We start from the raw sequence: 23915 nt of genomic DNA, 5'->3' as shown, positions 1-23915 counted from the left end.
GCGAACTTCCTTTTCGTGGTGGGTCAGGGGCGGACGGGGACGAACGGCACACGCGGATCGGTGCCGAGGGCTTCCCACCTGGCGCGGGCCGGGGCGAGCGCGGGGTCCTCTGCGGCCTGCAGGGTGCGCTTCAGCGCCGGGCCGGCGAGGACGTTGAGGTAGTAGAGGTCCTGGTCGTGGGCGGCCACGGTGGTGTGGTACCCCCAGGGGATGAGGCAGATGTCGCCGTCGCGGACGGGGACGTCGAGGTCGAAGTCGCGCTCCGGGCTGTAGACCCGCTGCAGCGCCCAGCCGTTCTCCGGGTCGCGGAGGCGGTAGTAGTAGACCTCCTCCAGCTGCGCTTCGCCGTCGACGTCGTGCTCGTGCTTGTGCGGCGGGAAGCTCGACCAGTTGCCGCCCGGGGTCCACACCTCGACGATGTGCAGGCGGTCGGCCGGGAAGTCGGGTGACATCGGCGTGGAGACCTGCCGCGTCGCGTTGCCGGCACCACGGGTGGCGGATCCGACGTCGTCCGGCGTGACCAGGACGACCTCGTGCTGCTCGGTGGCCGGCGCGGTCGCGATGGCCAGTTCGGCTCCGGGGGTGGCGGTGATCGTCACCGCGGTGTCGCGCGGGACGGAGAGCGTGTGCCCGAGTCCGTCGAAGACCGTGTCCCGGCCACCGAGGCGGTACTCCTCGCCGGCGACCGTGAGGACGAGGTCGCCGTGCAGGTTCACGAACGCCCGCTCGTTGCCGTCGGCGGGCAGCTCGACCGTCTCGCCGTCGCCGAAGGTCTTCACCTGGAAGGTGATGAACTCCCAACCGGCGATCTCCGGGGTGATGACGTCCCATGCGCCGTGCTTGAGCACCTGCGGGTCGACCATGTTGTGATCCTCTCTGCGTCGTTGCGTTCGGATGGAAAGAGCATACCGCTTTTCTCGCTGGCCGGACGAATCGTCCGCTGTGAGAAAAGTGCTCAGGCGAGGCGGAGACCGGCTTCAGCGAGCCGGATGCACCGCAGGGTGGTGTCGCGTGCGGCGTCCAGGGCGTCGGCCAGCGACTTCGCGCGGTGCTCGATCGAGAGCATCTCGACGCCCCACGGGCCGGACCAGCCGACCTCGGCCATCGTGCGGAAGAAGCCGACGACGTCCTGCGCACCCTCGCCCGGGTAGCGCCGGTTGTCCCGGGTGTCCTCGAACAGGGTGCGGCCGGCCTCGGGCAGGGCGTCCGCGTCGTTCACCTCGACCCCGACGACCGTCGCGGGGTCCAGGGTGCGGCGGAGCTCGTCGAGCGAGGTCCCGGCGCGGAAGACGTGCCAGGAGTCGACGACCAGGCCGGCGTGCGGATGGTCCACCGCCCTGACCAGTTCGGATCCCTGCGGCAGCGAGGAGATCCCGGCGAAGGGCAGCGGCTCGAGCGCGAGTCGCGTGCCGATCGCCGCGGCCTCGTCGGCCAGCCGGCGGAACGGTCCGACGTAGGGCTCGACCGAGGCGACCGTCGGCGCCGGTGGCGGCGCGATCTTCACCATCGGGCTGTCGAAGGCCTGCGCGGCGTCGCGGAGCAGGTCCCATCGGGCACGCCACGGCGCGTCCGACGGGTCGCGCCACCAGTCCTTGACGAGTTCGACCTCGAGGTGACCGATGCCGAGGCGGTCGGCGTGGGCCCGGAGCGCGTCGAACCCGATCGTGTCCCGGACGACCTCGAGGTCGTCGACGACGAACCCGAGCCCGGTGAACCCGGCGTCCGCCGTGGCACTGACCCGGTCCCGTGCCGAGAACGAGCTGCGCTCCGACGGGCCGTCCGGCACCGCGGTCCCCGACGTCGTCCAGCAGGTGGCGACGAGGTCGTGGCTGATCCCGGTCATCGCGACAGGTCGACCGTGACCGATCCGCCCGTGCGGGCCGATCGGTCGGCGGCGTCGGCGAGGACGAGCGCGGCGCGGCCGTCCTCGAACCCGGGGCTGCGGGAGGGTTCACCCCGAACCGCCTTCAGGAACTCGACGACCTCGAGCCGGTACGCCTCGGCGTACCGCTGCAGGAAGAAGTTCTGGTACGGCTCCAGTGCCTCGACGGCACCGGCACCCCAGTGCCGGACGAGGGTGTCGGTCTGGTTGCCGACCTGCAGGAGCCCCTCGGACCCGAACACCTCGAAGCGCTGGTCATACCCGTACGCCGCGTGCCGCGAGTTCGTGATCACCACGAGCTCGTCGCCCGCACCGCGGAGCGTGACGACCGCGGAGTCGAAGTCGCCGAGCTCGCGGGCCGTCGCACTGAACGTGTTCGCGCCGCGGGCGGTCACCTCGACGATGTCCGGCACGAAGAAGCGCGCCATGTCGAGGTCGTGGATCGTCATGTCGCGGAAGATCCCGCCGGACGACGCCAGGTACCCGGCCGGTGGCTCAGCGGGGTCGCGGCTCGTGATGAGGACCTGCTCCAGCGTGCCGATCTCCCCCGCGCTCACCCGGCGGTGCAGTTCGGCGAAGTGTCGGTCGAACCGCCGGTTGAAGCCGAGCACGATCGGGACGGTGGCCGCCGCGGCCTTCGCGCGGAGCCGGTCGACCCGCTCGAGGTCGAGGTCGATGGGCTTCTCGCAGAGCACCGGGACGCCCGCGTCGATCGCGGCGTCGATGAGGTCGACGTGGGTGGCGGTCGGTGCCGCGATGATGACCGCGTCGACCTCCCCCGAGGCGAAGACCTCGGCCGGGTCGGTGCTGACCTTGCCGCCGTACTCGGCGGCCGTTCGCTCGGCGCCCTCGACGAAGGGGTCGCAGACCCACGCGAGCTCCGCGTCCTCGATGGCGGCCACGCTCATGGCGTGGACCTGTCCGATGCGCCCGGTGCCGAAGAGGCCGATCCGGATCTGTTGCGTCATTGCAATCTCCAGGTGGTGGTGGTCCGCGTGGTCTACGCGGTGGTGGTGGTCCGCGTGGTCTACGCGGTGGTGGTGGTCCGCGTGGTCGACGCGGTACTGCGTGGTCGCACGGGACGACCGGTGTGGAACGACTCAGCAGCCGCTTCGGCGAGCGCCGTGGCGACGAGCCCGGCCGCGGGCGGGGTGAGACTCTCCGACTCGCCACGGATCATCCGCACGAAGTGCGCGATCTCCTCTTCGAACGCCGGGACGAACCGGTCGCCGAAGGTGTCGTACGGGTTCGCCGGGGCGACGCCGCCGGGCTCGGTCGACGTGATCGGCGTGCGCGGTCCGTAGCCCGCGCCGAACGCGCCGTTCGTGCCGGTGACCTCGAGCCGGACGTCCTGGCCGGCGCCGCTCCGGCGGAGCGCTCCGATGCTGCCGACGGCACCCGACGCGAACCGCAGGGTCACCATCGCCGTGTCGGTGTCCTGGTGGTCGCCGTACACGGGCTCGTCCAGGACGGACCCGATCATCGAGATCTCGACGACGGGGTCGCCGACGACCCACGGGATGATGTCGAAGTCGTGGACGAGCAGGTCGAGCCACATGCCGTGCGATTGCGGGATGTAGTCCACCGGCAGGGCGTGGTGGTCGTTCTCCGTCGCCTGCACGAGTCGCAGCGTGCCGACGTCACCGTCGAGGACGTGCTGCCGCAACCGCTGGTACCCCGGGTCGTAGCGGCGGTGGAACGCGACCATGATCGGGGTCCCCGTCGCGTCGAGGTCGCGGGAGAGCTCGGTGAGCTCGTCCACGCCGAGCGCGAGGGGCTTCTCGATCAGGAGCGGGGTGTGCGAGTCCGCGACGACGCGGGCCAGGTCGGCGTGGGTGTCCGTCGCCGACGCGACGAGGACACCGTCGAGCGAGGGCAGGACGTCCGTGAGCGGATCGACGGTGGTCGACACCGACGCCCAGCCGGTCTCGGCCCCGCGTTGCTCGTCGAGCCGGGTGCGCACGCCCTCGGTCCGGCCGGCGTCGCGGCCGATCAGCACGACCTCGTCGACGCCCGGGGTCCTGGCGAGGTTCCGAGCGTGCATCGCTCCGATGCGGCCGAGGCCGGCGACGCCGACCCTCACCGGGTGACCTCGGCGGCCTCGAGCTCGGCGACGAGGGCACGGACGAAATCGACGCTCGCACGGGCGTCCTCGATCGGGCCGGTGCCGGGAGCGGGCTCGTCGAGCACGACCTTGTCCTGCTCGAGGACGATCCAGCCGTCGAAGCCGGCCTCGACCATGCTCGTCAGGATCGCGCGGATGTCCACGTCGCCCTGTCCGACCGGCCGGTAGAGCAGGTCGGCCTTGATCGCGTCGAAGTAGCTGATCTCGCCGTCCGCCACGCACTGCGCACCCTCGAGGGACACGTCCTTGAGGTGCATGTACGCGATGCGGTCGCTGTGCTCGGCGGCGAAGCGGACGGGGTCCGTGCCACCGAGGAACAGGTGCCCGGTGTCGAAGCAGAACGGGATCGTCGAGCCGGCGAGCACGGCGTCGACGTCGTCCTTCGTCTCGACGACGGTCCCGACGTGCGGGTGCAGGGTCGCCGTGACGCCGACCGCGGCCGCAGCCTCGGTGATCCGGTCGAGGTTGGTGAACAGCGTCGCCCACTGCTCGTCGGTGAGCGGCTCGCGCTGGGCGTCGTAGCCGGTCTGCTCGCTGTCCGCGCAGACCACGAGCACGGTCGCTCCGGAGGCCGCGTAGTCGGCGAGTTCCTGTTCGATCCGGGGCAGCGGGTCGGTGCCGGGCTGGTGTGCGATGACCGGCACGAAGCTGCCGATCGCCGTCATGCCGAACTCGGCGAGCCGGGCCGCCTTGTCCTCGGGCGCCGGGGGCAGGAACCCCTGGGCGCCGAGCTCGGTGGCCTCGAAGCCGAGGGACGTCATCTCGGCGAGGACGCGCTCCGGCGGCAGCTGGTGGCCCCAGCCGTCGACCTCGCTGACACCCCAGGAGATCGGTGCGGTCGCGATGCGGAGGCTCATGCGCGCACCCCGTCGATCTCGGCTGCGACGGCGCTGGTGTTGGCGGTGGTGCCCGGTTCGACGGGCAGGTCGACCCACAGACCCGACTCCGCCGATTCCTCGGCGGCGCTCAGCACGCGGGCCGAGGCGACGGCGTCGTGGATGTTCGATCCGGTGGCCTCGCCGCCGGTGGCCGCGGTGAGGAACTTCGCCGCCTCGATCACCTTGAGGTCGTCGTAGCCCATGCTCGTGCCGGAGCTCGGCTGGAACCGGGAGTAGTCGGGGAAGTACCCGTCGGCGAACGCGCGGGTGTAGCCGACGTGCTGCCCGGTGCGGGCGAGGGCCACCTCGAGCTCGTTGAGCCGCTCGAAGTCCCAGCGGACCGACCCCTCGGTGCCGAAGATCTCGAACGCGTACTCAGAACGCGGACCGACGGCGATGCGGGAGGCCTCGAGGTTGCCGATCGCGCCCGCGCCCACGGCGGAGTCGCCGAATCGGACGAGCATCGTGGCGTAGTCCTCGTTCTCGACGGGCAGCAGCTTGCCGGCGTCGGGCGTGCCGGGCAGCCCGGGGCGCTCGGTCAGGTAGGTGCCGGTCGCAGCCGAGATCGAGCCGATCGGGCCGAGGACGTAGTGCATGAGGTCGACGAGGTGCCCCATCAGGTCACCGAGGACCCCGCTGCCCGAGGTCGCCCGGACGAAGCGCCACGTCAGCGGGTCCGCCGGGTTCGAGGAGAAGCCGCCGAAGAACCGGCCACGGACGTTCGTGATCCGGCCGAGGGCACCGTCGAGGACGAGCTGGCGTGCGTGCTGCACGGCCGGGACGTGCCGGTAGTTGAAGCCGATCGTGGTGGCGACACCGGCGGCGTCGGCGGCTGCGGCGACGGCTTCGGTCTCGGAGGCCCCGCGGCCGACGGGCTTCTCGATCCAGAACGGCTTGCCGGCCTCGGCCGCGGCGATGCCGATCTCGGCGTGCAGCGAGTTCGGAGCGCAGATCGACACGACGTCGACCTCGGGGTCGTTCAGGACCTCGCGGTAGTCGGAGACGACCTTCTCGTAGCCGAGGACGTCCTTCGCGTAGTCGCGACCGGCCGGTGCCACGTCGGCGGCGACGACGAGGCGGGGACGGATCCCGAGCTCCGGGTAGACGAGTGGGAGGAGGGCGTAGGAGCGCGAGTGGAGGCGCCCCATCCAGCCGACACTGATGAGCCCGACTCCGACCGAGCGGGGTGCGCTGTTCTCTGCCACGGGTGCTCCTTTGCTTCCTGGCGAGGATTTTGAACCGGTCCAAAATCTGGACCGGTTCAATGTACGACCGCGGTTTCGCCGGTGTCAACCTCGGCGCATCACGCGCCGGTCGCGCACTGTCAGTCGCGCGGCACCGATGACGACCTGACGCGGAGCGTCGGCGCGATGAGCACCTCGCCGGGGTTCTCCTCCGAGAGCAGGAGTTCCGCGGCACGCCGCCCGATCGCAGCGTTGTCCGGGTCGACGGACGTCAGGTCCACTGCCCCGAGCGCCGCCAGGTACGTGTTGTCGTACCCGGTGACCGCGACCGAGCCGGAGAGTCCGCGCTGCCGGACGGCCGCTGTCACGCCGATCGCGGCCAGGTCGTTCACGGCCGTGATCGCCGTCGGCGGTTCGTCCCGGTCGAGCAGCTCGAGGGCCGCTCGGTAGCCGGCGGCCTCGGAGAAGTCGCTCTCGGCAACCAGCCCCCCGTCCAGCGCCCCGTCGAGCCCGTGTTCATGGACCGCGGCACGGAAGGCCTCCGCCCGTCCGGTGGCGACGCGACCCCCGGCTCCGCCCACGTGCCCGATGCGCCGGTGCCCGATGTCGACCAGGTGGTCGACGACGAGCCGGATCCCGACCTCGTCGTCCCCCCGGACCGTGGCCGCTCCCGCGAGTCGACCGGGTCGGGCACTGGCGATCACGATGCGTGCGGCACCCATCACCTGCACCACCCGGTCCATGGTGGGCACCGACCCGACGACGATGAGCCCCGACGGCTGCAGGTCCCCGAGCATGGCGACCGCATCGAGGTCGAGGCGCGGGCGTGAGGAACCGTTCGGCAGCACCGCACTGGTCATCAGCCCGAGGCGACCGCCCGCCGCCAGGGAGACCCGCGCCGCGTCGACGACCTCGGCGAGCACGGGGTTCCGCGAGTCTGCGACCAGGATGCCGACGAAGTCATCCCGGGCACCGTTGAGCGAGCGCGCCACGCGGTTCGGCCGGAACCCCAGCGCGTCGGCGGCGTCGAGGATCCGTGCGCGCCGCTCCGGACTGACCGAAGCGGGCGAGCTGAACGCGAGCGAGACGAGCGACTTCGACACCCCGGCACGGTCGGCGACGTCCCGCATGGTCGCGCGCCGCGCCGCCGTGGTGGACCCGTCGTCAGCCATGCTCCACATCTTGCAGCACGGTCACCGCTCGTCGCGAACTGCCCGCTTCGCCTTGCCCTTGATCGTGTCGATGTAGATCGCGCCGGTCGTGACCTCCTCCTCGAGCCGCTCGAGCGACCAACCTCGGGTCTCCGGCACCTGCGTCACGATGAAGGCCAACGCGATCGCACCGATCACGGCGAACAGGAAGAACGTTCCGGTGATGCCGACGCCTTCGATGAGCGACGGCACGTAGAGCGCCAGGACACCGTTCATCAGCCAGCCGGCGAACGCCGCGATCCCGGTCCCGAGGCCGCGCATGTTGAGCGGGAAGATCTCGGCCAACCACACCCAGACCGCGATGTTGAGGCATGACTGCATCGACAGCACGAAGGCGCAGATCAAGAACAGGAGCACGTAGGGGCGGATCGGGTTGCCGTCCGGGATGACCAGGGACGAGACGCCGATCAGGATGTGGCAGGTGGTCGTCAGGGAGAGCCCGAGGATGAACGTCTTCCGGCGGTCGACGCGGTCCATGTTCCGGAGGGCGATGAGCCCGCCGACGACGGCGAGGATGCCCGGGGCGATGTTCGCGATCAGAGCGGCGTTCGCCCCGAACCCGGACTCGATCAGGATGCGCTGGCCGTAGTACATGATCGAGTTGATCCCGGTGACCTGCTGGGCGATGGCGACGCCGCACCCGATCAGGACGATGCGGATGAGCCAACGACTGGAGAGCAGGGCCTTCAGACCGTTCAGGCGGGTCTCGCTCGGCTCCTCGGCCGTCACGCGACGGATCTCCTCGAGTTCGACCTCGGCGCGGCCCTCGTTGCGGACGGTCTTGAGGATCGCGAGCGCACGCTCGTCGTGACCGTGCTCGACGAGCCAGCGCGGGGACTCCGGCATCCGGAGCATGCCGATGAACAGTGCGGCGGCCGGGATCGCGCAGATGAAGAACATGACGCGCCACACGCCACCCTCGTCGCCGAGGATGATCCCGATGATCGCGTTGATGACGAACGCCGCGAGCTGCCCGCTGACGATCGCGAGCTCGTTGCGGCCGGTGATCATGCCGCGGATCTCGAGCGGCGCGAGTTCAGCCAGGTACACGGGGACGACGATCGACGCGGCTCCCACCGCCAGGCCGACGGCGATGCGCCCGGCAAGCAGCACCTCGAAGTTCGGCGAGAACACGGCGAGCAGCGTGCCGCAGAAGAAGAAGACCGCCATCGCGAGGATCGTGGAGCGCCGGCCGATGCGGTCGGACACCGGGCCCCCGATCAGCCCGCCAACGGCCGCGGCGAAGACGAGGGACGAGATCACGACGCCGAGCCCGATGTCGTCGAGCCCGAGCTGCGACTGGATCGAGATCTCGGCACCGTTGCTGACGCCGGTGTCGTAGCCGAACAGGAGCCCCCCGAGGCAGGCGACGACCGAGATGAGGCCGATCCGTTTCCGGTGCGGTCCCGTTGTCAAGGGAGGTAGTTCGAGCGCCTCGCGCGGTTGACCCTGTCCAGACATGTTGACTCCTTCGTCATCGACTCCCGCAGTTATCACTTCGCGGACGGACTGTTCACACGGTAGCAGGCGGCGGTTTTCGTCGCAGCCCGGCCAGTTCTCGATTTGGTGCTTGTGGAGGGGTGAGCGCGTGTCGTATCGTTCGGCGGACAAGTTGTTCGTTGGGTAGTAACCAGCGGATCCAGGCCACCAATGGAGGTGGCAGATGGAGGCCTTCAATGAAGAAAGTCGTCACACGAGCAGCGATCGCTGCCGCGTCAATCACGCTCCTCGCGGGGTCGCTCACCGCGTGCTCGAACGGATCCCAGGCATCGTCGTCGGGAGGCGGCGGATCCGCGACGAACGCGAAGATCGGGCTGCTGCTGCCCGACTCGGTCACGGCACGGTTCGCCAGTGCCGACCGTCCGCTCTTCACCGACCGCATCAAGGAGAAGTGCCCGGACTGCTCGGTGCTCTACCAGAATGCCGGCGGCGACGCGTCGAAGCAGCAACAGCAGGCCCAGGCGATGCTCACGCAGGGCGTCAAGGTGCTCGTCCTCGATGCGTTCGACGGCGAGGCAGCCGCCTCGATCGTCAGCTTGGCGAAGTCGAAGAACGTCCCGGTCATCTCGTACGACCGGCTGATCAACTCGGGCGATGTCAGCGCCTACATCTCCTTCGACAACAACAAGGTCGGCGAACTGCAGGCGACCGCGCTCGTCGACCGGATGAAGGACCTCGGCATCGCAGACGATGCGGGCGTCCTCGAGGTCAACGGCTCGCCGACTGACAACAACGCCTCCCAGTTCAAGGCCGGCGCGCAATCGGTGCTCTCCACCACCAGCTACGACGTCCTCGGCGAGTACGACACCCCCGGTTGGGACCCTGCCAAGGCGCAGAGCTGGGCGGCGGGCCAGATCTCCAAGGTCGGCGTCGACAACATCAAGGGGATCTACGCGGCGAACGACGACACCGCGGGCGGCGTGATCTCCGCGATGCAGGCGGCGGGCGCGACGGATCTCCCGCCCATCACCGGCCAGGATGCGACGCTCGCAGGACTGCAGCGGATCCTCGCCGGCAAGCAGTACATGACCGTCTACAAGGCGTTCAAGCCGGAGGCAGAGGGAGCGGCTGACCTGGCACTGGAACTCGCGGCGGGCAAGAAGGCCTCCACCACGAGCACCGTGAAGACCGCCAGCGGCAAGACCGTGCCGTCGGTGATCCTCACGCCGGTGGCCGTCACCGCGGACAACATCAAGGACACGGTCGTGAAGGACGGACTCTTCACCGCGAAGGACATCTGCACCACGCAGCTCGCCGACGCATGCACGAAGTACGGCATCAAGTGACCCGCAGGGAGGGGGACGCACTTCCGTCTCCCTCCCCTGAAGCCAAGGAGTCCCCCGTGACCATCGCGGAACCCACACCCGTCCCCGTCCAGAAGGACCTGGTGATGTCCCTCCAGGGCATCAGCAAGCGGTTCGGTGCCGTCCAGGCGCTCTCCGGGATCGACTTCGACGTCCACGCGGGCGAAGTCGTCGCCCTCGTCGGCGACAACGGCGCGGGGAAGAGCACCTTCGTCAAGATCCTCGCCGGCGTCTACACCCCGGACGAAGGAACCATCACCTTCGAGGGCGAGCCCGTCCACATCGGTTCGCCGGCGGCTGCGCAGGCGCTCGGGATCGCGACGGTCTTCCAGGACCTCGCACTCGCCGACAACCTCGACGTCGTGTCGAACCTGTTCCTCGGGCGCGAGGTCTCGCACTTCGTCCTCGACGAAGAGGAGATGGAGCGGAAGTCCTGGGAGCTGCTCCGACAGCTCTCGGCTCGGATCCCGTCCGTCCGCATTCCCATCGCGTCGCTCTCCGGCGGTCAGCGGCAGACCGTCGCGATCGCCCGGTCGTTGATCGGCGACCCGAAGATCGTCATCCTCGACGAGCCGACGGCCGCGCTCGGCGTCGCGCAGACCGCCGAGGTCCTGAACCTCGTCGAACGCCTCCGCGACCGCGGCCACGGCGTCGTGCTGATCAGCCACAACCTCGCCGACGTCCGAGCCGTCGCCGACCGCGTCGCAGTGCTCCGCCTCGGCCGCAACAACGGTGACTTCACCGTTGCCGACGTCAGTTACGAGGACATCATCGCCGCGATCACCGGCGCCACCGACAACGCCGTCACCCGTCGCGCCGCCGCGCAATCCGAACGAGAGACAGACCGATGAGCAGCACCCGCCAGAGCAAGCGGCCACGAGGCACCTCTCCGGACCCCGTCACCATGAGCACACCGACCTCCCGCGCCGCAGCAGACCTGCAGGACGAACGGCTGTTGCGCGAAGAAGGCGTTCGCGGCGCGATCACCAGCTTCAGTCGCCGGGTCCGCGCAGGCGACCTGGGAAGTCTCCCGGTCGTGGTGGGGCTCGTCGTCATCTGGGTCGCCTTCGGTCTCCTGACGCCCGGCGGGAGCTTCCTCTACGCGACGAACCTCGTCGACCTGGCCGTCCAGTGCGCCGCGGCCGGCACGATCTCCATCGGGATCGTCCTGGTGCTCCTGCTCGGCGAGATCGACCTCTCGGTCGGTTCCGTCAGTGGTCTCGCCGCAGCGATCCTCGGCGTCGGGCTCACACAGCTGCACTGGCCGCTCATCGCGGTGATCGCAGTCGCACTCGGCGTCGGAGCCCTCATCGGCCTGCTGTACGGCCTCCTGTACACGCGGTTCGGTGTCCCCAGCTTCGTCATCACACTCGCTGGGCTCCTCGCGTTCCTCGGTGTGCAGCTGCTCGTCCTCGGCCAGAACGGCTCGATCAACCTGCCGACGGAGTCCTTCATCGTGCAGTTCGCGCTGTTCTCCTACCTGCCACCCTGGCTCGTCTACGTGCTCGCGGCGCTGGCGGCTGGCGGCACCCTGTTCGCGGACCTCCGGCGAGATGCCCGACGAGCCCGGGCAGGGCTGTCGACGGGCTCGAAGTCGCTCGTCGTCCTCAAGGCGGCGCTGCTGCTCATCGGACTCAGCGCGATCGGTTGGTACCTCTCGACCGACCGCGGCACCGGGACGTCCTTCGTGTTCTTCGTCCTGCTGGTCGTCGTGATGAACTACCTGGTGAAGCGGACGAAGTGGGGCCGGTCGATCTACGCAGTCGGCGGCAACGTCGAAGCCGCCCGCCGGTCCGGCATCAAGGTGCGCCTCGTGTACATCTCGGTGTTCATGCTCTGCTCGGTGTTCGCCGTCATCGGCGGGCTCCTCGCATCGGCACACCTCTCGGCCGCGACGCTGAGTTCGGGTGGCGGCGACGTCAACCTCAACGCGATCGCAGCGGCGGTCATCGGCGGGACCAGCCTCTTCGGTGGACGCGGCAACATCTGGTCCGCACTGCTCGGCGTCATCGTGATCCAGTCGATCGCGAACGGCCTGAACCTGCTGAACTTCGAGGACTACACCCGCTACATCGTCACCGGGGCCGTCCTGCTCCTCGCGGTGATCATCGACTCCCTCTCCCGCCGCTCCCGAGCGAGCCACGGAGCCGCCTGACCGCGCGTGGCCCGAAGACGGGCCGCGGATGGACGGGAGGCCCGGTGCCAGCTGGCACCGGGCCTCCCGTCCGCGCGTCAGCGCTCCGGAGCCTCGGCAGCGATCACCACGCGACGTGCGTCGGTGAGACCCGTTCCCAGAACGCCGACGCGGCGAACCCGGATCAAGCCTCGGCTCCGCCTCCAGGATTCGAACCCGGACCTAACGGCACCAAAGGCCGTCGTGCTGCCATTACACCAAGGCGGAACGCACCCGTGGGTGCACGTCCATCCTCCCATGACCGACGAGGCTGGCCGTCCGCCCCGGGTTCGGCCAAGATGGAGGGATGCCGCACCAGGACGAGGTCGACCGGATCGTCGCGGCGTGGGGTCGTGAGCGTGCCGACCTCGACTTCGGCCCGCTCGAGGTCCTGTCCCGCGTCGACCGGCTCGCGCGGCACCTGGACCGCGCGCGGCGAGCAGCGTTCGACGCGGGTGACATGGAGCCGTGGGAGTTCGACGTGCTGTCGGCCCTGCGACGGGCGGGTGAGCCGTACGAGCTGAGTCCGAAGACCTTGCTGCAGCAGACCCTGGTGTCGAGCGGCACGATGACGAACCGGGTCGACCGTCTGACGGCGCGTGGGCTCGTGGGGCGTCGGACGGACCCGAAGGACGGCCGCGGCATCCTCGTGTCACTGACCAGCCAAGGCCGGATCGCGGTCGACGCGGCCATCGCGGACCTGCTGACGGCGGAGCGGGACATCCTGTCCGGGGTGTCCGACGCCGAGCAGGACCAGTTGGCCGGGCTGCTCCGGCGACTCATCCTCGGCCTCGGCGACTGAACCGACCGCTGCGACCGCTTCACCCGCTGGACCGAAGCCCATGGCCACGCTTCGGTCGTCGGCTCGATGTGTGCCGAACCCTATGCTCGCCACGATGGTCCCGTGCCCAGACTCCGTGCCCTCATCCGTCGCCGCCGACACACCATCGTGTTCGCGGTCGTGCTCCTGCTGCTGGCCGCCGGAATCACTGCGACGGCCACGGCCATCGGAGCGCAGCGCCAGGCGACGGCGGCAGGTGAGCGCTGCACCGCCGATGCTCTCGCCGCCCGCTGGCACGCCGGTTCGTTGTTCCTCGATGCGCGATCGGCCCGGACCGGGAAGCCGGTCCTGACGCACCGCGGCGACGAACCGACGCAGACGGGCAGCACGATGAAGGTCGTGACGGCCGCCGCCGCGGTGTCCGCCCTCGGACCCGATCACCGCTTCACCACCTCGGTGGTCGACGGCACCCGCCCCGGGGCCGTGGTCCTGGTCGGCGGCGGGGACCCGACACTGAGTCGACTGCCGTCCGGTCAGGACAGCGTCTACCCGCACGCACCGCACCTGGACGACCTGGCGGAGCAGGTGCTGGCCGCCCGCGGTGGACGACCGGTGACCGTGGTGCAGGTCGACACCGCCCTGTTCGACGGCCCGGCGTGGCACCCGAGCTGGCCGGAGAGCGCCCGCACGAGCGGCAGCGTCTCGAACATCACGGCGCTCATGGTCGACGGCGACCGCGACGACCCGACGGAGTCGTACTCGATGCGGAGCGACGGAGCGGTCGCCCGCGCTGCGACGGCGTTCGCGGCGCTCCTCGGGCCGGACGTCCGGGTGGACACGGCCTCGGTGGCGGCGCCGTCCGGCGGGCAGGTGCTCGGAACGGTGCGGTCCGCGACGGTGTCGGAGCTCGTCGGGATGCTGCTCACCGACTCCGACGACACCCTCGCCGAGGTGCTCGCCCGCCACGTCGCGATCGCCGAGGGTGCCGGTCGGTCCTTCGACGCCGTGCAGGCCGGCAGCGCGAAGGCACTCGTCCACTACGGCGTGCCGACCGAGGGCCTGCGGCTCATGGACGGCTCCGGTCTCAGCCCGGACAACCGGGTGCCCGCCTCGGCACTCACCACGCTGATGCGGGCGGTCGCCGCGAAGCGGGACGGCCTCGCACCGGTCGACGCCGGACTCGCCGTGGCCGGACGGACGGGCACGCTCGGTGAGAACGGCCGCTTCGCCGGCGCAGCAGCGGACGCCCGCGGGCACGTCCGGGGCAAGACCGGGACGCTCGACGACATGTACGGCCTGACGGGAGTCACCGACGAGGTCGCCGGGGACCGTGTCGTGTTCACGGTCTTCGCCGAGGGGACGAACGATCCGAGCGCACGGCAGGAGATCGACGCCCTGGCCGCGGCGTTGTGGCGTTGCGGCGGAGACGCCTCCGCGCACCGGGGGTAGCCTCCCGCCCATGCACGCGATCACCCTGGCCGTCGCCGACGTCGCACGATCGGCGGACTCCTACCGCGCACTGCTCGGGATCGAGGGCAGCGGCGTCATCGGCACCGAGTACCCGCCGACCGAGACCGAAGCGGGCGGCACCACGGCGATGTTCACCCTGGACGACGGTCTGATCGTCAGCGTCTACGGGCGGGACGACATGGCGAAGGACTCTGGTGTTGCCCTCGCCGACGGCCCCGCGGCGACGATCGGGCACTTCGTCGACAGTCAGGCCGACGCCGAAGCGTTCCTCGACCGGGCCCGGATCGCCGGCGCGACGATGCTCGCGGCGCCGTACACACGGCCGTGGGGCATGTGGTCCGGCTTCTTCCAGGACCCGGACGGGCACCTGTGGGAGGTCGTCGCGAACCCCGGCGGCGGGGCTCCCGAGGATGCGAAGCCAGCGGAGTAGACCCGCTCAGACCCCGAGCAGCTCCGCGACCTCGAGCCAGCGCTCCTCGAGCTGCTCGATCTCGGCCTCGTGCGCGGCGAGCTTCGCCTGCAGCTCCCCGAGCCCGGCGTAGTCCGACTGGTCGTGGGTGGCGAAGTCGTCGAGCAGCTTCTTCCGGTCCGCGCCGACCTTCGCGATCTTGCGGTCCAGCGCCGACATCTCCTTCTCGGCGGTGCGCCTGTCCGCACCCGACAAACCGGGCGCGGCAGGGGCAGTCGACCCGGCAACGGCACCGGCCGAGCCGGTCCCGCCAGCGGTGTCGGGCCTCCCGGCAGACGCGGCGGCAGCCGCAGAAGCGGTCCCGCCACCGGTGCCGGCCGCACGCAGCCGCATGTACTCGTCGACGCCGCCGGGCAGGTGCCGGAGGTGCCCGCCGAGCACGGCGTACTGCTGGTCGGTGACGCGCTCGAGCAGGTACCGGTCGTGGGAGACGACCAGCAGGGTGCCCGGCCAGGTGTCGAGCAGGTCCTCCATGGCGGCGAGCATGTCGGTGTCGAGGTCGTTGGTGGGCTCGTCGAGGATCAGCACGTTCGGCTCGTCGAGCAGGATGAGCATGAGCTGCAGGCGGCGCTTCTGCCCACCGGACAGGTCCTTGACCGGTGTGGAGAGCTGTTCGGCCGTGAAGCCGAGGCGCTCGAGCAGCTGCGCCGGCGTCATCTCCTTGCCGTCCGCGACGTAGCTCGTCTTCTTGCGGGCGACCACCTCGCGCACGCGGTCGTTCGCGAACTGGGCCAGGTCGGCGAGCTGCTGGTCGAGGATCGCGACCTGCACGGTCTTGCCGGTCTTCACCCGGCCACTCGTCGGCGCGAGCGTGCCCGAGACGAGGTTGAGCAGCGTCGACTTGCCGGCACCGTTCGGGCCGAGGATGCCGGTCCGCTCCCCCGGTGCGATGCGCCACTCGATGCGGTCGAGGATCTGGGTGCCGTCGAACGAGACGCTGACGTCGAGCAGGTCGACGACGTCCTTGCCGAGGCGGGCGGTCGCCGTCTTCGCCAGCGCGACCGTGTCGCGGATCGGCGGGACGTCGTCGATCAGGGCGTTCGCGGCGTCGATGCGGAACTTCGGCTTGCTCGTCCGGGCCGGTGCGCCGCGGCGCAGCCACGCGAGCTCCTTGCGGGCCAGGTTCTGGCGGCGCTGCTCGCTGGCGGCTGCCTGCCGGTCGCGCTCGACGCGCTGCAGGATGTACGCCGCGTAGCCGCCCTCGAACGGGTCGACGACGCCGTCGTGGACCTCCCACGTGTCGGTCGACACGGCGTCGAGGAACCACCGGTCGTGCGTCACCACCACCATGCCGCCCTGGTTCGACGACCAGCGACGGTTGATGTGCTCGGCGAGCCACTGGATGCCCTCGACGTCGAGGTGGTTCGTGGGCTCGTCGAGGAACAGGACGTCCCAGTCGCCGACGAGCAGCCGCGCGAGTGCCACACGGCGGCGCTGGCCACCGGACAGCTCGTCGACACTGACGTCCCACGGGATGTCCGACACCAGGCCGCCGATGACGTCGCGGATCTTCGGGTCGCCGGCCCACTCGTGCTCGTCGAGGTCGCCGACGACGGTGCTGCCGACGGTCGCGCCCTCGGGCAGGATGTCGCGCTGGTCCAGGTAGCCGACGGTCAACCCGCGGCGGTGCGTGACGCGGCCGTCGTCGGGTTCGAGGCGCTGGGACAGCAGCGCGAGGAGGGTCGACTTGCCGTCGCCGTTGCGTCCGACCACGCCGATCCGGTCCCCCTCGTCGATGCCGAGGGTGACGTTGTCGAAGACGACCTTGGTGGGGAACTCGAGATGCAGGTTCTCGGCGCCGAGGAGATGAGCCACGCGTCAAGGGTAGGCGGCGTGGCGGGGTGGTCGGTGCGGGGCGGTGATTCTGGTCGTCCGGCTGGTCGCACGGTGCGCGCTTGTTCGGGTGGTGCGAGGTTGACCGCTCGGTGCGAGGTTGTAGCGGCGCACGGAGCGCACAACCTCGCACCAGCCGACGGACCGCGCACGGTGCGCTGGCGCGTCGGCACGTCGGCCTGGAGGCCCGGGTCAGCTCCCCGGGGCCGGCTCGGCTCCGGCGCGGGGCTCGGTCTCCTGCAGGAACGCTCGCCACTGCCGCCGCTTGCGGACGGTCCAGAGCAGCATCGCGAAGAAGAACACGGTGAGGAGTGCGTACAGCAGCCCGAACCACGTCATCCAGTTGAGCAGGAGCTGGGCGAACGCGAACGGCGTCCACCCGAGGGCGAGCCAGAACGTCGATGTCGATTGGCTGAGTCGACGGCCGGCGAGCGTGACGAGCGCGGTCCGGTGCTGCGGGTCGGCGGGCCGCTGCCCACGAGCCATGCGCTCGATCCGTCGGCGGTCGGCACGGGGAAGCCCGAACGTTGGGTCAGAGATCGCGCTCTGGAACTGCCCACCGCCCCGGACGATGGCGATCACCCAGCAGACCGGGCCAACGATCATGAGCGGGACGATGACGAAGAACGCCCAGTCCGGCAGGCCACTTCCGGTCGAGGGCAGCTCGAAGCGCGGCAGGTGTTCGGCGCTCAGCCACCCGGCTGCAACCGCGGCGACCACGGCCAGCACGATCCAGATGACCCGCCGGACCATCGAACGGCGGACACGCAGTTCGACTGGCGCCCCCGCGAGACGGTCCTCCACCTGCTGCCAGGTCTCCTCAGAGACCGTGGCTCCGGCGAACTCATGCGGGGCCGGCGTGGACACGATCAGCTCGCGGGGGCGGTGTCGCCCTCGCCCGCGGCTTCCTTGGCACGCTTCAGGCGGGCCTGCGCCTCCCAGTACTCGATCTCGCGCTCGAGTTCGGCGAGCTCCTGCTCCGTGCCGCTGATGCGCTTGGCGCCGTGGGCGCTCCGGGCATCGCCGAGGGTGGCGTACCGGTCCTCGTGACGGGCGGGCTCGATGTAGCGGCCGTGGTTCCGCTCACCCGGGGCCCAGTCGTGGCCGATGGCGAACCAGACGATGCTGCCGACGACGGGGACCAGGATCACGAGGATCACCCACGCGATCTTCGGGAGTCCGCGGATCTGGTCGTCGTTCTTCGTCAGGATGTCGATCAGGGCGAAGACCAGCAGGATGACGGTGATCCCGGGCAGCAATACGCTCATGTTCGCGATTCTATGGAGAACCTGAGGGCTGTCGCCACGCCCCGAACGCGTGCCGGTGTTGCGATCCGGACACGGTCAGCTGCGGGGCCGTACAGGGTCGACGTCCGTGCGGTGCGGGGCTACGAGACAGCGCCGGGCGAGCACGGTGCGACGCACCGACCACAAGAACTGGGCGACCGTGAACAGACTTCCGGTCAGGTAGACCGGCCAGAAGGCCGTCCCCGCGACGGCGATCGACGACCAGACGACGAGCAACCCGGCCTGCATCGGGAGTGCGGCACCGCTCGCCAGGTCGGTCGCGACGGCGTCGACCACGATCCGTCGATCCGCCGGCGCGTCAGCCTGGCCGACCGCCGCACGGGAGACCGCACGCTGCTCACGCTGCAACAGGGAGGCGACGACTTGCTCACGGACGACGGTGCGTCCTGCACGGCGCCGGAACCGGACCGCTCGGATGATCTCCACCACCAGGATGAGCACCGCGATGCTGAGTCCGACGGTCGAGAGCATCAGCCGTGCATCGGAGTCCGGGGGCAGCGCGACGCCGACGAGCACCAGCAGCGCGATCACGAGGGCCACCGCCAGGACGAACCCGCGGATTGGCAGGACACGACGGTCACGCGGCTGCGCGAGGTACGCCTTCGCCCGGATCTCCGCGTCGGCCCACCGCCGATCGGCGGCCGTCTGTGCTTCGGTCACCGATCTGAGTGAACCAGCTCGACCTGAGCATCCGTCACAGGGCCGCGACCCACTCGTCCGTGCCGTCGGTGAACTGCTGGTGCTTCCAGATCGGCACCCGCTCCTTCACCAGGTCGACCAGCTCCCCGCACGCCGCGAACGCCTGCGCCCGGTGCGACGACGCCACCGCTGCGGCGAGCGCGACGTCCCCGATGCCGAGCGACCCGACGCGGTGGAGTACGGCGATCCGGACGTCGGGGTGCGCGTCGGCGACGGTGCGGGCGACCTCGGCGATGACGTCGCCGGCGCTGGGGTGCCGCTCGTAGTCGAGCGCGGTGACGCCCTTGCCGCCGTCGTGGTCGCGGACGACGCCGGCGAAGGTGACGACGGCGCCGTCCTGGTCGGTGGCGACGACGGCGGAGACCTCGTCGACGGTGATCCCCCGGTCGACGACGTCGGCGAGGACGACGCGCGCATCCGGTGCCGGGGACGGGGACGGGGACGGGGCCGGCGCCGCCGTCATGACGCACTCCGCGGCGCATGGCCCTCGCCGTGCACCTGCGCGAGCACGTGCTCGACCAGCCCGTCGAGCACGGCCAGTCCGTCCGCCACCCCGCCGCGAGACCCGGGCAGCGTGACGATCAGGGACCCGCGGGTGCTGATGCCGGCGATGCCGCGGCTCAGCAGTGCGGTCGGACCGGCCCCCGCGAGCCCGCGACGACGGACCTCTTCGAGGACACCCGGCAGCTCCAGGTCGATGAGGGGCGCGACGGCCTCGGGCGTCCGGTCGGTCGGGGTGACGCCGGTGCCGCCGGTCGTGATGACGATCCGGGCCCCGGCGAGCAGTTCGGCGGTCACGGTCTCGGTGATGGCCCCGCCGTCGGGGACGATCACGGGCTCGGCGACGGTGAAGTCCCGCTCGCGCAGCCACCCCGCGATGACGGGCCCGGTGCGGTCGAGTGCCGGATCGACGGCAGCCTGCGTGGACACCACCACGACGGCGGCACGGCCCCTTGTCGGCTGCGAGGTCATCGGTTGCTCCAGTCTCCGGACCGACCGCCGTGCTTCTCGAGCACTCGGACGTCCGTGATCGCGGCCGCCCGGTCGACGGCCTTCACCATGTCGTACACGGTCAGCGCGGCGATGCTCGCGCCGGTCAGCGCTTCCATCTCGACGCCGGTGCGCGAGGTCGTGCGGACCGAGACCTCGATCAGCACGCGGTCGTCGGCACCGGTGATGTCGACCTGCACCCCGGCGATGGGGAGCGGGTGGCAGAGCGGGATGAGGTCGGAGGTCTTCTTCACGGCCATGATCGCGGCGATGCGGGCGGTGCCGATGACCTCGCCCTTCGGCATGGAGCCGTCGAGGATGCGAGCGACGACGTCGGGCCGGGTGACGAGCGTGGCGGTGGCGGTCGCCGAGCGGTCGGTGACGTCCTTCGCGGACACGTCGACCATGTGCGCGGACCCGTCGGCGCGCACGTGCGACAGCTCGGCCGCGTCGGACGGATCGGCCTGATCGGACGTGATGGCGGGTTCGGTCATCGGAGGCTCCAGACGGTCAGGACGTCACCGGGTTCGACGGCGTCGACCCCCACCGGGACGTGCACGAGGTGCGTGGCGGCGGCGTAGTGCGCGAGCAGGTGGGAGCTCGGTCCGCCCACGAAGTGGACCACCCCGTCGGCCACCCGTCCACGCCGCACCTGGTGCTTGCCGCCCGGTGACCGCGCAGCCGAAGCAGCGGGCAGGTGCAGCACGGGGCGGTCGGCCGGCAGCCCGACGAGGGGCGCGAGCAGCGGACGGAGGAAGACCTCGAACGAGACGAGCGCCGACACCGGGTTGCCGGGGAACGACACCACCGGCACCGGTCGACCGGCGAGCTCCACGCTGCCGAACGCCTGCGGCCCGCCGGGCTGCATCGCGACCGGGGTGACGGCGAGCCCGCGGGGTTCGAGTGCCTGCCGCACGACCTCGTACGCACCGGCACTGATGCCCCCGGTGGTGAGCACGAGGTCGGCCCAGTCCCCCACGGTGTCGTCGAGCTCGGTGACGAACGCGTCGACGTCGTCGGGGACCCGGACCGTGCGGGACGAAGCACCGACCTCGGCGAGCGCCGCCTGCAGCGCGATGCCGTTCGCGTCGCCGATCGTCGCCGCGTCGGTGTCGGCTCCCTGCAGCTCGGACCCCGTTGAGACCACGAGCACCCGCAGTGGTCGACGGACCTGCACGGTGGACACACCGGCGGACGCGAGCGCGCCGAGCAGGGCTGGGGTGATCGGCGCACCGGTCGGAGCGATGGACGCACCGAGGGTCAGGTCGCTGCCGGTCGCTCGCACGAAGGTGCCCGGGACGAGGTCAGCGGGCACCGTGACGTGCCCCAGTTCGAGCGCAGCCGGGAAGGACCCCGGCGACGTGGCCTCAACCGGGAAGACGGCATCGGCACCGTCGGGGATCCGCGCGCCGGTCATGATCGGTGCCGCTGTGCCGGCGGAGAGCGGTGCGGGGACGACCCCGGCGGGGATGGGCGCGACGACCCGGACGTCCTGCCCAGCATCGGCCACCCGGACCGCGAAGCCGTCCATCTGGCTGTTGTCGAAGGGCGGCAACGGGACCGGTGAAGCGACGGGTGCAGCGAGCACGCGGTGCCCGTGACCGGCACGGCCGTCGATGGCCAGGTCGTCGACCCGCCACGACGCACCCCCGAGGCCCGCCAAGACCGGCGCGAGCAGCGCCGCCAGGTCGTCGCGGTGCTGACCGATCGTTCGCACAGGTGCCTCCGAACAGGGATGGTGTCGCCGCTCCCGGTTCGTCCGGGGCCGGCGTCAGTAGCGTATCCAGCGCGCAGACCGCGCCGACGACCTTTCGGAGGACCTGTGGAGAACGACGAAGCCGTGACGATCGGTGTGATCGGGGGCTCCGGCCTCTACCAGCTGTTCGAGGAGGGGACCGCCGAGGAGCTGGACGTGCCGACGCCGTTCGGCCCGACGTCGAGCCCGATCAGCATCGGCACGATGTCCGGACGTCGGGTCGCGTTCCTCACCCGGCACGGTCGTGAGCACTCCGTCGCCCCGCACCGCATCAACCACCGCGCGAACCTCTGGGCGCTCCGCTCCCTGGGCGTCCGGGCGATCGTGTCCTCGAGCGCCGTCGGTGGTCTGCACCCCGACTACGCCCCGGGCACCTTCGTCGTGACCGACCAACTCATCGACCGCACCTTCGGCCGCGCGGACACGTTCTTCGAGGACGACGTCCAGCACCTGTCGTTCGCCGACCCGTTCGACCCGACGCTGCGCCGTGCCGCGGTCGACGCGATCGCCGCACTCGACGTGCCGTTCCGTCCGACCGGCACGTGCGTCGTCATCCAGGGCCCCCGCTTCTCGACGCGCGCCGAGTCCGTCTGGCTGCGCGAGGCCGGTGGCCACACCATCAACATGACGATGACCCCCGAGGTCCCGCTCGCCGCCGAGCTCGGCATCGCGACCGTCAACCTGTCGTTCGTCACCGACGCCGACGCCGGCCTGGCCCCGACCGAGGACGAAGCCGCCGCAGCGGCCGCCCACGCGGCCACGGCGGACACAGCGGCCACGGGCGACGCAGCCGACGACGCCGGCGCCCCCGTCACCCACGCCCTCGTGATGGAGCGTCTCGCCCGCGCGAACGAGGTGATCGTCCGCGCCATCGGCGGGATCGTCGGCGCGATCCCCGCCGACTTCACGCCGCGCGAACTCGTCCCGGCGAGCGCCAGCGCCAGCATCATGCAGACCCAGCCCAGCGCCGCCAGCACGGGTCCCACCACCACCGCGGGCACCACCGCATGACCCGCCTGCTCGTCACCGGCGGCGCCGGCTTCATCGGCTCCGCGATCGTCCGCCGCGCGCTGGCCGACGGCCACGAGGTCCGCGTCCTCGACTCCCTCCGCGACGACGTCCACGGCGATCCCGGCGAGGTCGTGCGCGCGCACCAGCAGCAGGGCATCGAGTTCGTGCACGGCGACATCCGCGACCGGGTCTCGCTCGACGCCGCGCTCGACGGCGTCGACGTCGTCTGCCACCAGGCCGCCAAGGTCGGCCTCGGCGTCGACTTCCAGGACGCCCCCGACTACGTCTCGTCGAACGACGCCGGCACCGCGTACGTCCTCGCCGGCATGGACCGGCACGACATCGGCCGACTCGTCGTCGCGAGCTCGATGGTCGTCTACGGCGAGGGTGCGTACACGACGTCCGACGGCGAGCCCGTCCGGCCGCCGGCCCGCCGCCGCGAGGACCTCGACGCCGGTCGCTTCGACCCGATCGGCCCGGACGGTCACCCCCTGCTGCCCGGACTGATCGACGAGTCCGCCGCGCTCGATCCCCGCAACGTGTACGCGCAGACGAAGGTCGCGCAGGAGCACCTGGCCTCGAGCTGGGCGCGCGCGACGGGTGGACGGGCGATCGCGCTCCGCTACCACAACGTCTACGGACCCGGCATGCCCGCGAACACCCCCTACGCGGGTGTCGCCTCACTGTTCCGCTCGGCGCTGGCCCGCGGCGAGGCCCCCCGCGTCTTCGAGGACGGCGCCCAGCGTCGTGACTTCGTGCACGTCGACGACGTCGCCGGAGCGAACGCCGCCTCGATCGCCGCGACCGCTGACCTGCCCGCCGACTCGTTCCGCGCGTACAACGTCGGGTCCGGCGTCGTGCACACGATCGGCGACATGGCCGCGGCGATCGCGGGCCCCGACGGCCCCCAGCCGGTCGTCACGGGCGAGTACCGCCTGGGCGACGTCCGCCACGTCACTGCGAGCTCGGACCGCATCGCCGCCGAGCTCGGCTGGCGCGCCGAGGTCGACTTCGCGGCCGGCATGCGCGACTTCGCGACCGCTCCCCTCCGGAGTGCCGTCCAGTAGCCCCACTTCGTGAGCAGGAATGGTCGGGTCACCGGACGCGACCCGACCATTCCTGCTCACGAAGCGCCCGCCCCGCGCCCCGCGCCCCGCGCGACCACGCGGCGGACGTGACCGGACACGAACGCCCGCCACGGGCCTCCCGTCCGCCTGTCCCCCGTTCTGGGGACCCAACCCCGAAACAGTGCGCTGACTGACCAGCGGGTACAGATTTCCTGTACCCCGACGCGCGTCGTCGTGTTACGTCGAGTGCATGACAGGACAGACCCGTCGATCTG

General features: G+C 70.9%; 24 protein-coding genes and 1 tRNA gene. 8 read left to right on the top strand and 17 right to left on the bottom strand.

The window, feature by feature from the left end; all coding sequences use genetic code 11:
- Positions 1-23: 23 nt before the first annotated feature.
- The 8 genes from iolB to EDF33_RS05440 all read right to left on the bottom strand — a co-directional run bounded on the left by iolB (position 24) and on the right by EDF33_RS05440 (position 8741).
- A complete protein-coding gene (gene iolB / locus EDF33_RS05475; RefSeq protein WP_131846989.1) occupies positions 24-863 on the bottom strand; it encodes a 5-deoxy-glucuronate isomerase in 840 nt (279 codons plus the stop codon).
- A gap of 92 nt (positions 864-955) precedes the next feature.
- Positions 956-1843, bottom strand: a complete 888-nt coding sequence (locus tag EDF33_RS05470) for a sugar phosphate isomerase/epimerase (protein ID WP_131846988.1) — start codon at positions 1841-1843, stop codon at positions 956-958.
- Positions 1840-2850, bottom strand: a complete 1011-nt coding sequence (gene iolG, locus EDF33_RS05465; RefSeq protein WP_131846987.1) for an inositol 2-dehydrogenase — start codon at positions 2848-2850, stop codon at positions 1840-1842. Before iolG ends, EDF33_RS05470 begins: the two co-directional genes overlap by 4 nt.
- 59 nt (positions 2851-2909) lie before the next feature.
- Positions 2910-3965 (bottom strand): Gfo/Idh/MocA family oxidoreductase, encoded by a 1056-nt coding sequence (locus tag EDF33_RS05460; RefSeq protein ID WP_131846986.1) that lies wholly within the window; start codon positions 3963-3965, stop codon positions 2910-2912.
- Complete coding sequence (locus EDF33_RS05455) at positions 3962-4864, bottom strand: sugar phosphate isomerase/epimerase (protein WP_131846985.1); 903 nt, start codon at positions 4862-4864, stop codon at positions 3962-3964. The genes EDF33_RS05460 and EDF33_RS05455 overlap by 4 nt, the downstream gene beginning before the upstream one ends.
- Positions 4861-6090: a Gfo/Idh/MocA family oxidoreductase gene (locus tag EDF33_RS05450; protein WP_279387371.1), complete on the bottom strand. Its 1230-nt coding sequence runs from the start codon at positions 6088-6090 to the stop codon at positions 4861-4863. The genes EDF33_RS05455 and EDF33_RS05450 overlap by 4 nt, the downstream gene beginning before the upstream one ends.
- A 119-nt stretch (positions 6091-6209) precedes the next feature.
- On the bottom strand, positions 6210-7241 hold the full coding sequence (locus EDF33_RS05445) for a LacI family DNA-binding transcriptional regulator (RefSeq protein WP_165901473.1): 1032 nt from the start codon (positions 7239-7241) through the stop codon (positions 6210-6212).
- A gap of 21 nt (positions 7242-7262) precedes the next feature.
- On the bottom strand, positions 7263-8741 hold the full coding sequence (locus EDF33_RS05440) for a sugar porter family MFS transporter (RefSeq protein ID WP_131846983.1): 1479 nt from the start codon (positions 8739-8741) through the stop codon (positions 7263-7265).
- A 215-nt stretch (positions 8742-8956) separates the two neighbouring features.
- Between EDF33_RS05440 and EDF33_RS05435 the strand changes: the two genes are divergently transcribed.
- The 3 genes from EDF33_RS05435 (at position 8957) to EDF33_RS05425 (ending at position 12239) form a co-directional block, all read left to right on the top strand.
- Entirely contained in the window at positions 8957-10066 is a 1110-nt protein-coding gene (locus tag EDF33_RS05435; RefSeq protein ID WP_131846982.1) for a substrate-binding domain-containing protein, read from the top strand.
- 104 nt (positions 10067-10170) lie between these two features.
- Positions 10171-10935, top strand: coding sequence for an ATP-binding cassette domain-containing protein (locus EDF33_RS05430; protein WP_131847029.1), 765 nt, complete (start codon positions 10171-10173; stop codon positions 10933-10935).
- 53 nt (positions 10936-10988) lie between these two features.
- A complete protein-coding gene (locus tag EDF33_RS05425) occupies positions 10989-12239 on the top strand; it encodes a sugar ABC transporter permease (RefSeq protein ID WP_131846981.1) in 1251 nt (416 codons plus the stop codon).
- Between the two features lie 174 nt (positions 12240-12413).
- Here EDF33_RS05425 and EDF33_RS05420 read toward each other — a convergent pair.
- A tRNA-Gln gene (locus EDF33_RS05420) sits at positions 12414-12485 on the bottom strand.
- Positions 12486-12564: 79 nt separating this feature from the next.
- Between EDF33_RS05420 and EDF33_RS05415 the strand changes: the two genes are divergently transcribed.
- From EDF33_RS05415 to EDF33_RS05405, 3 genes are all read left to right on the top strand, one after another.
- Positions 12565-13059 carry a MarR family transcriptional regulator gene (locus EDF33_RS05415; protein ID WP_131921214.1) on the top strand — a complete coding sequence of 165 codons (495 nt, stop codon included), beginning with the start codon at positions 12565-12567 and terminating at the stop codon, positions 13057-13059.
- 102 nt (positions 13060-13161) lie between these two features.
- On the top strand, positions 13162-14487 hold the full coding sequence (gene dacB, locus EDF33_RS05410; RefSeq protein WP_243692363.1) for a D-alanyl-D-alanine carboxypeptidase/D-alanyl-D-alanine-endopeptidase: 1326 nt from the start codon (positions 13162-13164) through the stop codon (positions 14485-14487).
- Between the two features lie 10 nt (positions 14488-14497).
- Complete coding sequence (locus tag EDF33_RS05405) at positions 14498-14938, top strand: VOC family protein (protein WP_132099476.1); 441 nt, start codon at positions 14498-14500, stop codon at positions 14936-14938.
- Between the two features lie 6 nt (positions 14939-14944).
- Here EDF33_RS05405 and EDF33_RS05400 read toward each other — a convergent pair whose 3' ends face one another.
- The 8 genes from EDF33_RS05400 to glp all read right to left on the bottom strand — a co-directional run bounded on the left by EDF33_RS05400 (position 14945) and on the right by glp (position 21523).
- The gene (locus tag EDF33_RS05400; protein ID WP_132099475.1) at positions 14945-16792 is read right to left on the bottom strand and encodes an ABC-F family ATP-binding cassette domain-containing protein; all 1848 of its coding nucleotides are present in this window, start codon (positions 16790-16792) and stop codon (positions 14945-14947) included.
- Between the two features lie 210 nt (positions 16793-17002).
- A complete protein-coding gene (locus EDF33_RS05395) occupies positions 17003-17614 on the bottom strand; it encodes a hypothetical protein (RefSeq protein ID WP_132099474.1) in 612 nt (203 codons plus the stop codon).
- Between the two features lie 65 nt (positions 17615-17679).
- Positions 17680-18078, bottom strand: coding sequence for a PLDc N-terminal domain-containing protein (locus EDF33_RS05390; protein ID WP_132099473.1), 399 nt, complete (start codon positions 18076-18078; stop codon positions 17680-17682).
- A 75-nt stretch (positions 18079-18153) separates the two neighbouring features.
- On the bottom strand, positions 18154-18777 hold the full coding sequence (locus EDF33_RS05385; RefSeq protein WP_165918720.1) for a hypothetical protein: 624 nt from the start codon (positions 18775-18777) through the stop codon (positions 18154-18156).
- Positions 18778-18811: 34 nt separating this feature from the next.
- Positions 18812-19279, bottom strand: a complete 468-nt coding sequence (locus EDF33_RS05375) for a molybdenum cofactor biosynthesis protein MoaE (RefSeq protein ID WP_132099470.1) — start codon at positions 19277-19279, stop codon at positions 18812-18814.
- Complete coding sequence (locus tag EDF33_RS05370; RefSeq protein ID WP_132099469.1) at positions 19276-19788, bottom strand: molybdopterin-binding protein; 513 nt, start codon at positions 19786-19788, stop codon at positions 19276-19278. Before EDF33_RS05370 ends, EDF33_RS05375 begins: the two co-directional genes overlap by 4 nt.
- The gene (moaC, locus tag EDF33_RS05365; RefSeq protein WP_132099468.1) at positions 19785-20300 is read right to left on the bottom strand and encodes a cyclic pyranopterin monophosphate synthase MoaC; all 516 of its coding nucleotides are present in this window, start codon (positions 20298-20300) and stop codon (positions 19785-19787) included. Before moaC ends, EDF33_RS05370 begins: the two co-directional genes overlap by 4 nt.
- Positions 20297-21523, bottom strand: coding sequence for a gephyrin-like molybdotransferase Glp (glp, locus tag EDF33_RS05360; protein ID WP_132099467.1), 1227 nt, complete (start codon positions 21521-21523; stop codon positions 20297-20299). The genes moaC and glp overlap by 4 nt, the downstream gene beginning before the upstream one ends.
- Before the next feature lie 105 nt (positions 21524-21628).
- Between glp and EDF33_RS05355 the strand changes: the two genes are divergently transcribed.
- Positions 21629-22573 carry an MTAP family purine nucleoside phosphorylase gene (locus tag EDF33_RS05355; protein ID WP_132099466.1) on the top strand — a complete coding sequence of 315 codons (945 nt, stop codon included), beginning with the start codon at positions 21629-21631 and terminating at the stop codon, positions 22571-22573.
- Entirely contained in the window at positions 22570-23640 is a 1071-nt protein-coding gene (locus tag EDF33_RS05350) for an NAD-dependent epimerase/dehydratase family protein (protein ID WP_132099465.1), read from the top strand. The genes EDF33_RS05355 and EDF33_RS05350 overlap by 4 nt, the downstream gene beginning before the upstream one ends.
- The last annotated feature ends 275 nt before the right edge of the window (positions 23641-23915 follow it).

Source organism: Curtobacterium sp. PhB146, from assembly GCF_004342995.1.
GTDB lineage: Bacteria > Actinomycetota > Actinomycetes > Actinomycetales > Microbacteriaceae > Curtobacterium.
This window is presented reverse-complemented; position numbering and strand designations above follow the sequence as displayed.

Coding starts and splice junctions, on each gene's coding strand:
- EDF33_RS05425 (WP_131846981.1), top strand. CDS start 10,989: ATGAGCACACCGACCTCCCGCGCCGCAGCAGACCTGCAGGACGAACGG.
- EDF33_RS05470 (WP_131846988.1), bottom strand. CDS start 1,843: ATGACCGGGATCAGCCACGACCTCGTCGCCACCTGCTGGACGACGTCG.
- EDF33_RS05445 (WP_165901473.1), bottom strand. CDS start 7,241: ATGGCTGACGACGGGTCCACCACGGCGGCGCGGCGCGCGACCATGCGG.
- moaC (WP_132099468.1), bottom strand. CDS start 20,300: ATGACCGAACCCGCCATCACGTCCGATCAGGCCGATCCGTCCGACGCG.
- EDF33_RS05390 (WP_132099473.1), bottom strand. CDS start 18,078: ATGAGCGTATTGCTGCCCGGGATCACCGTCATCCTGCTGGTCTTCGCC.
- EDF33_RS05370 (WP_132099469.1), bottom strand. CDS start 19,788: ATGACCTCGCAGCCGACAAGGGGCCGTGCCGCCGTCGTGGTGGTGTCC.
- EDF33_RS05430 (WP_131847029.1), top strand. CDS start 10,171: ATGTCCCTCCAGGGCATCAGCAAGCGGTTCGGTGCCGTCCAGGCGCTC.
- EDF33_RS05350 (WP_132099465.1), top strand. CDS start 22,570: ATGACCCGCCTGCTCGTCACCGGCGGCGCCGGCTTCATCGGCTCCGCG.
- EDF33_RS05405 (WP_132099476.1), top strand. CDS start 14,498: ATGCACGCGATCACCCTGGCCGTCGCCGACGTCGCACGATCGGCGGAC.
- iolB (WP_131846989.1), bottom strand. CDS start 863: ATGGTCGACCCGCAGGTGCTCAAGCACGGCGCATGGGACGTCATCACC.
- EDF33_RS05440 (WP_131846983.1), bottom strand. CDS start 8,741: ATGTCTGGACAGGGTCAACCGCGCGAGGCGCTCGAACTACCTCCCTTG.
- EDF33_RS05415 (WP_131921214.1), top strand. CDS start 12,565: ATGCCGCACCAGGACGAGGTCGACCGGATCGTCGCGGCGTGGGGTCGT.
- iolG (WP_131846987.1), bottom strand. CDS start 2,850: ATGACGCAACAGATCCGGATCGGCCTCTTCGGCACCGGGCGCATCGGA.
- EDF33_RS05455 (WP_131846985.1), bottom strand. CDS start 4,864: ATGAGCCTCCGCATCGCGACCGCACCGATCTCCTGGGGTGTCAGCGAG.
- EDF33_RS05375 (WP_132099470.1), bottom strand. CDS start 19,279: ATGACGGCGGCGCCGGCCCCGTCCCCGTCCCCGTCCCCGGCACCGGAT.
- EDF33_RS05435 (WP_131846982.1), top strand. CDS start 8,957: ATGAAGAAAGTCGTCACACGAGCAGCGATCGCTGCCGCGTCAATCACG.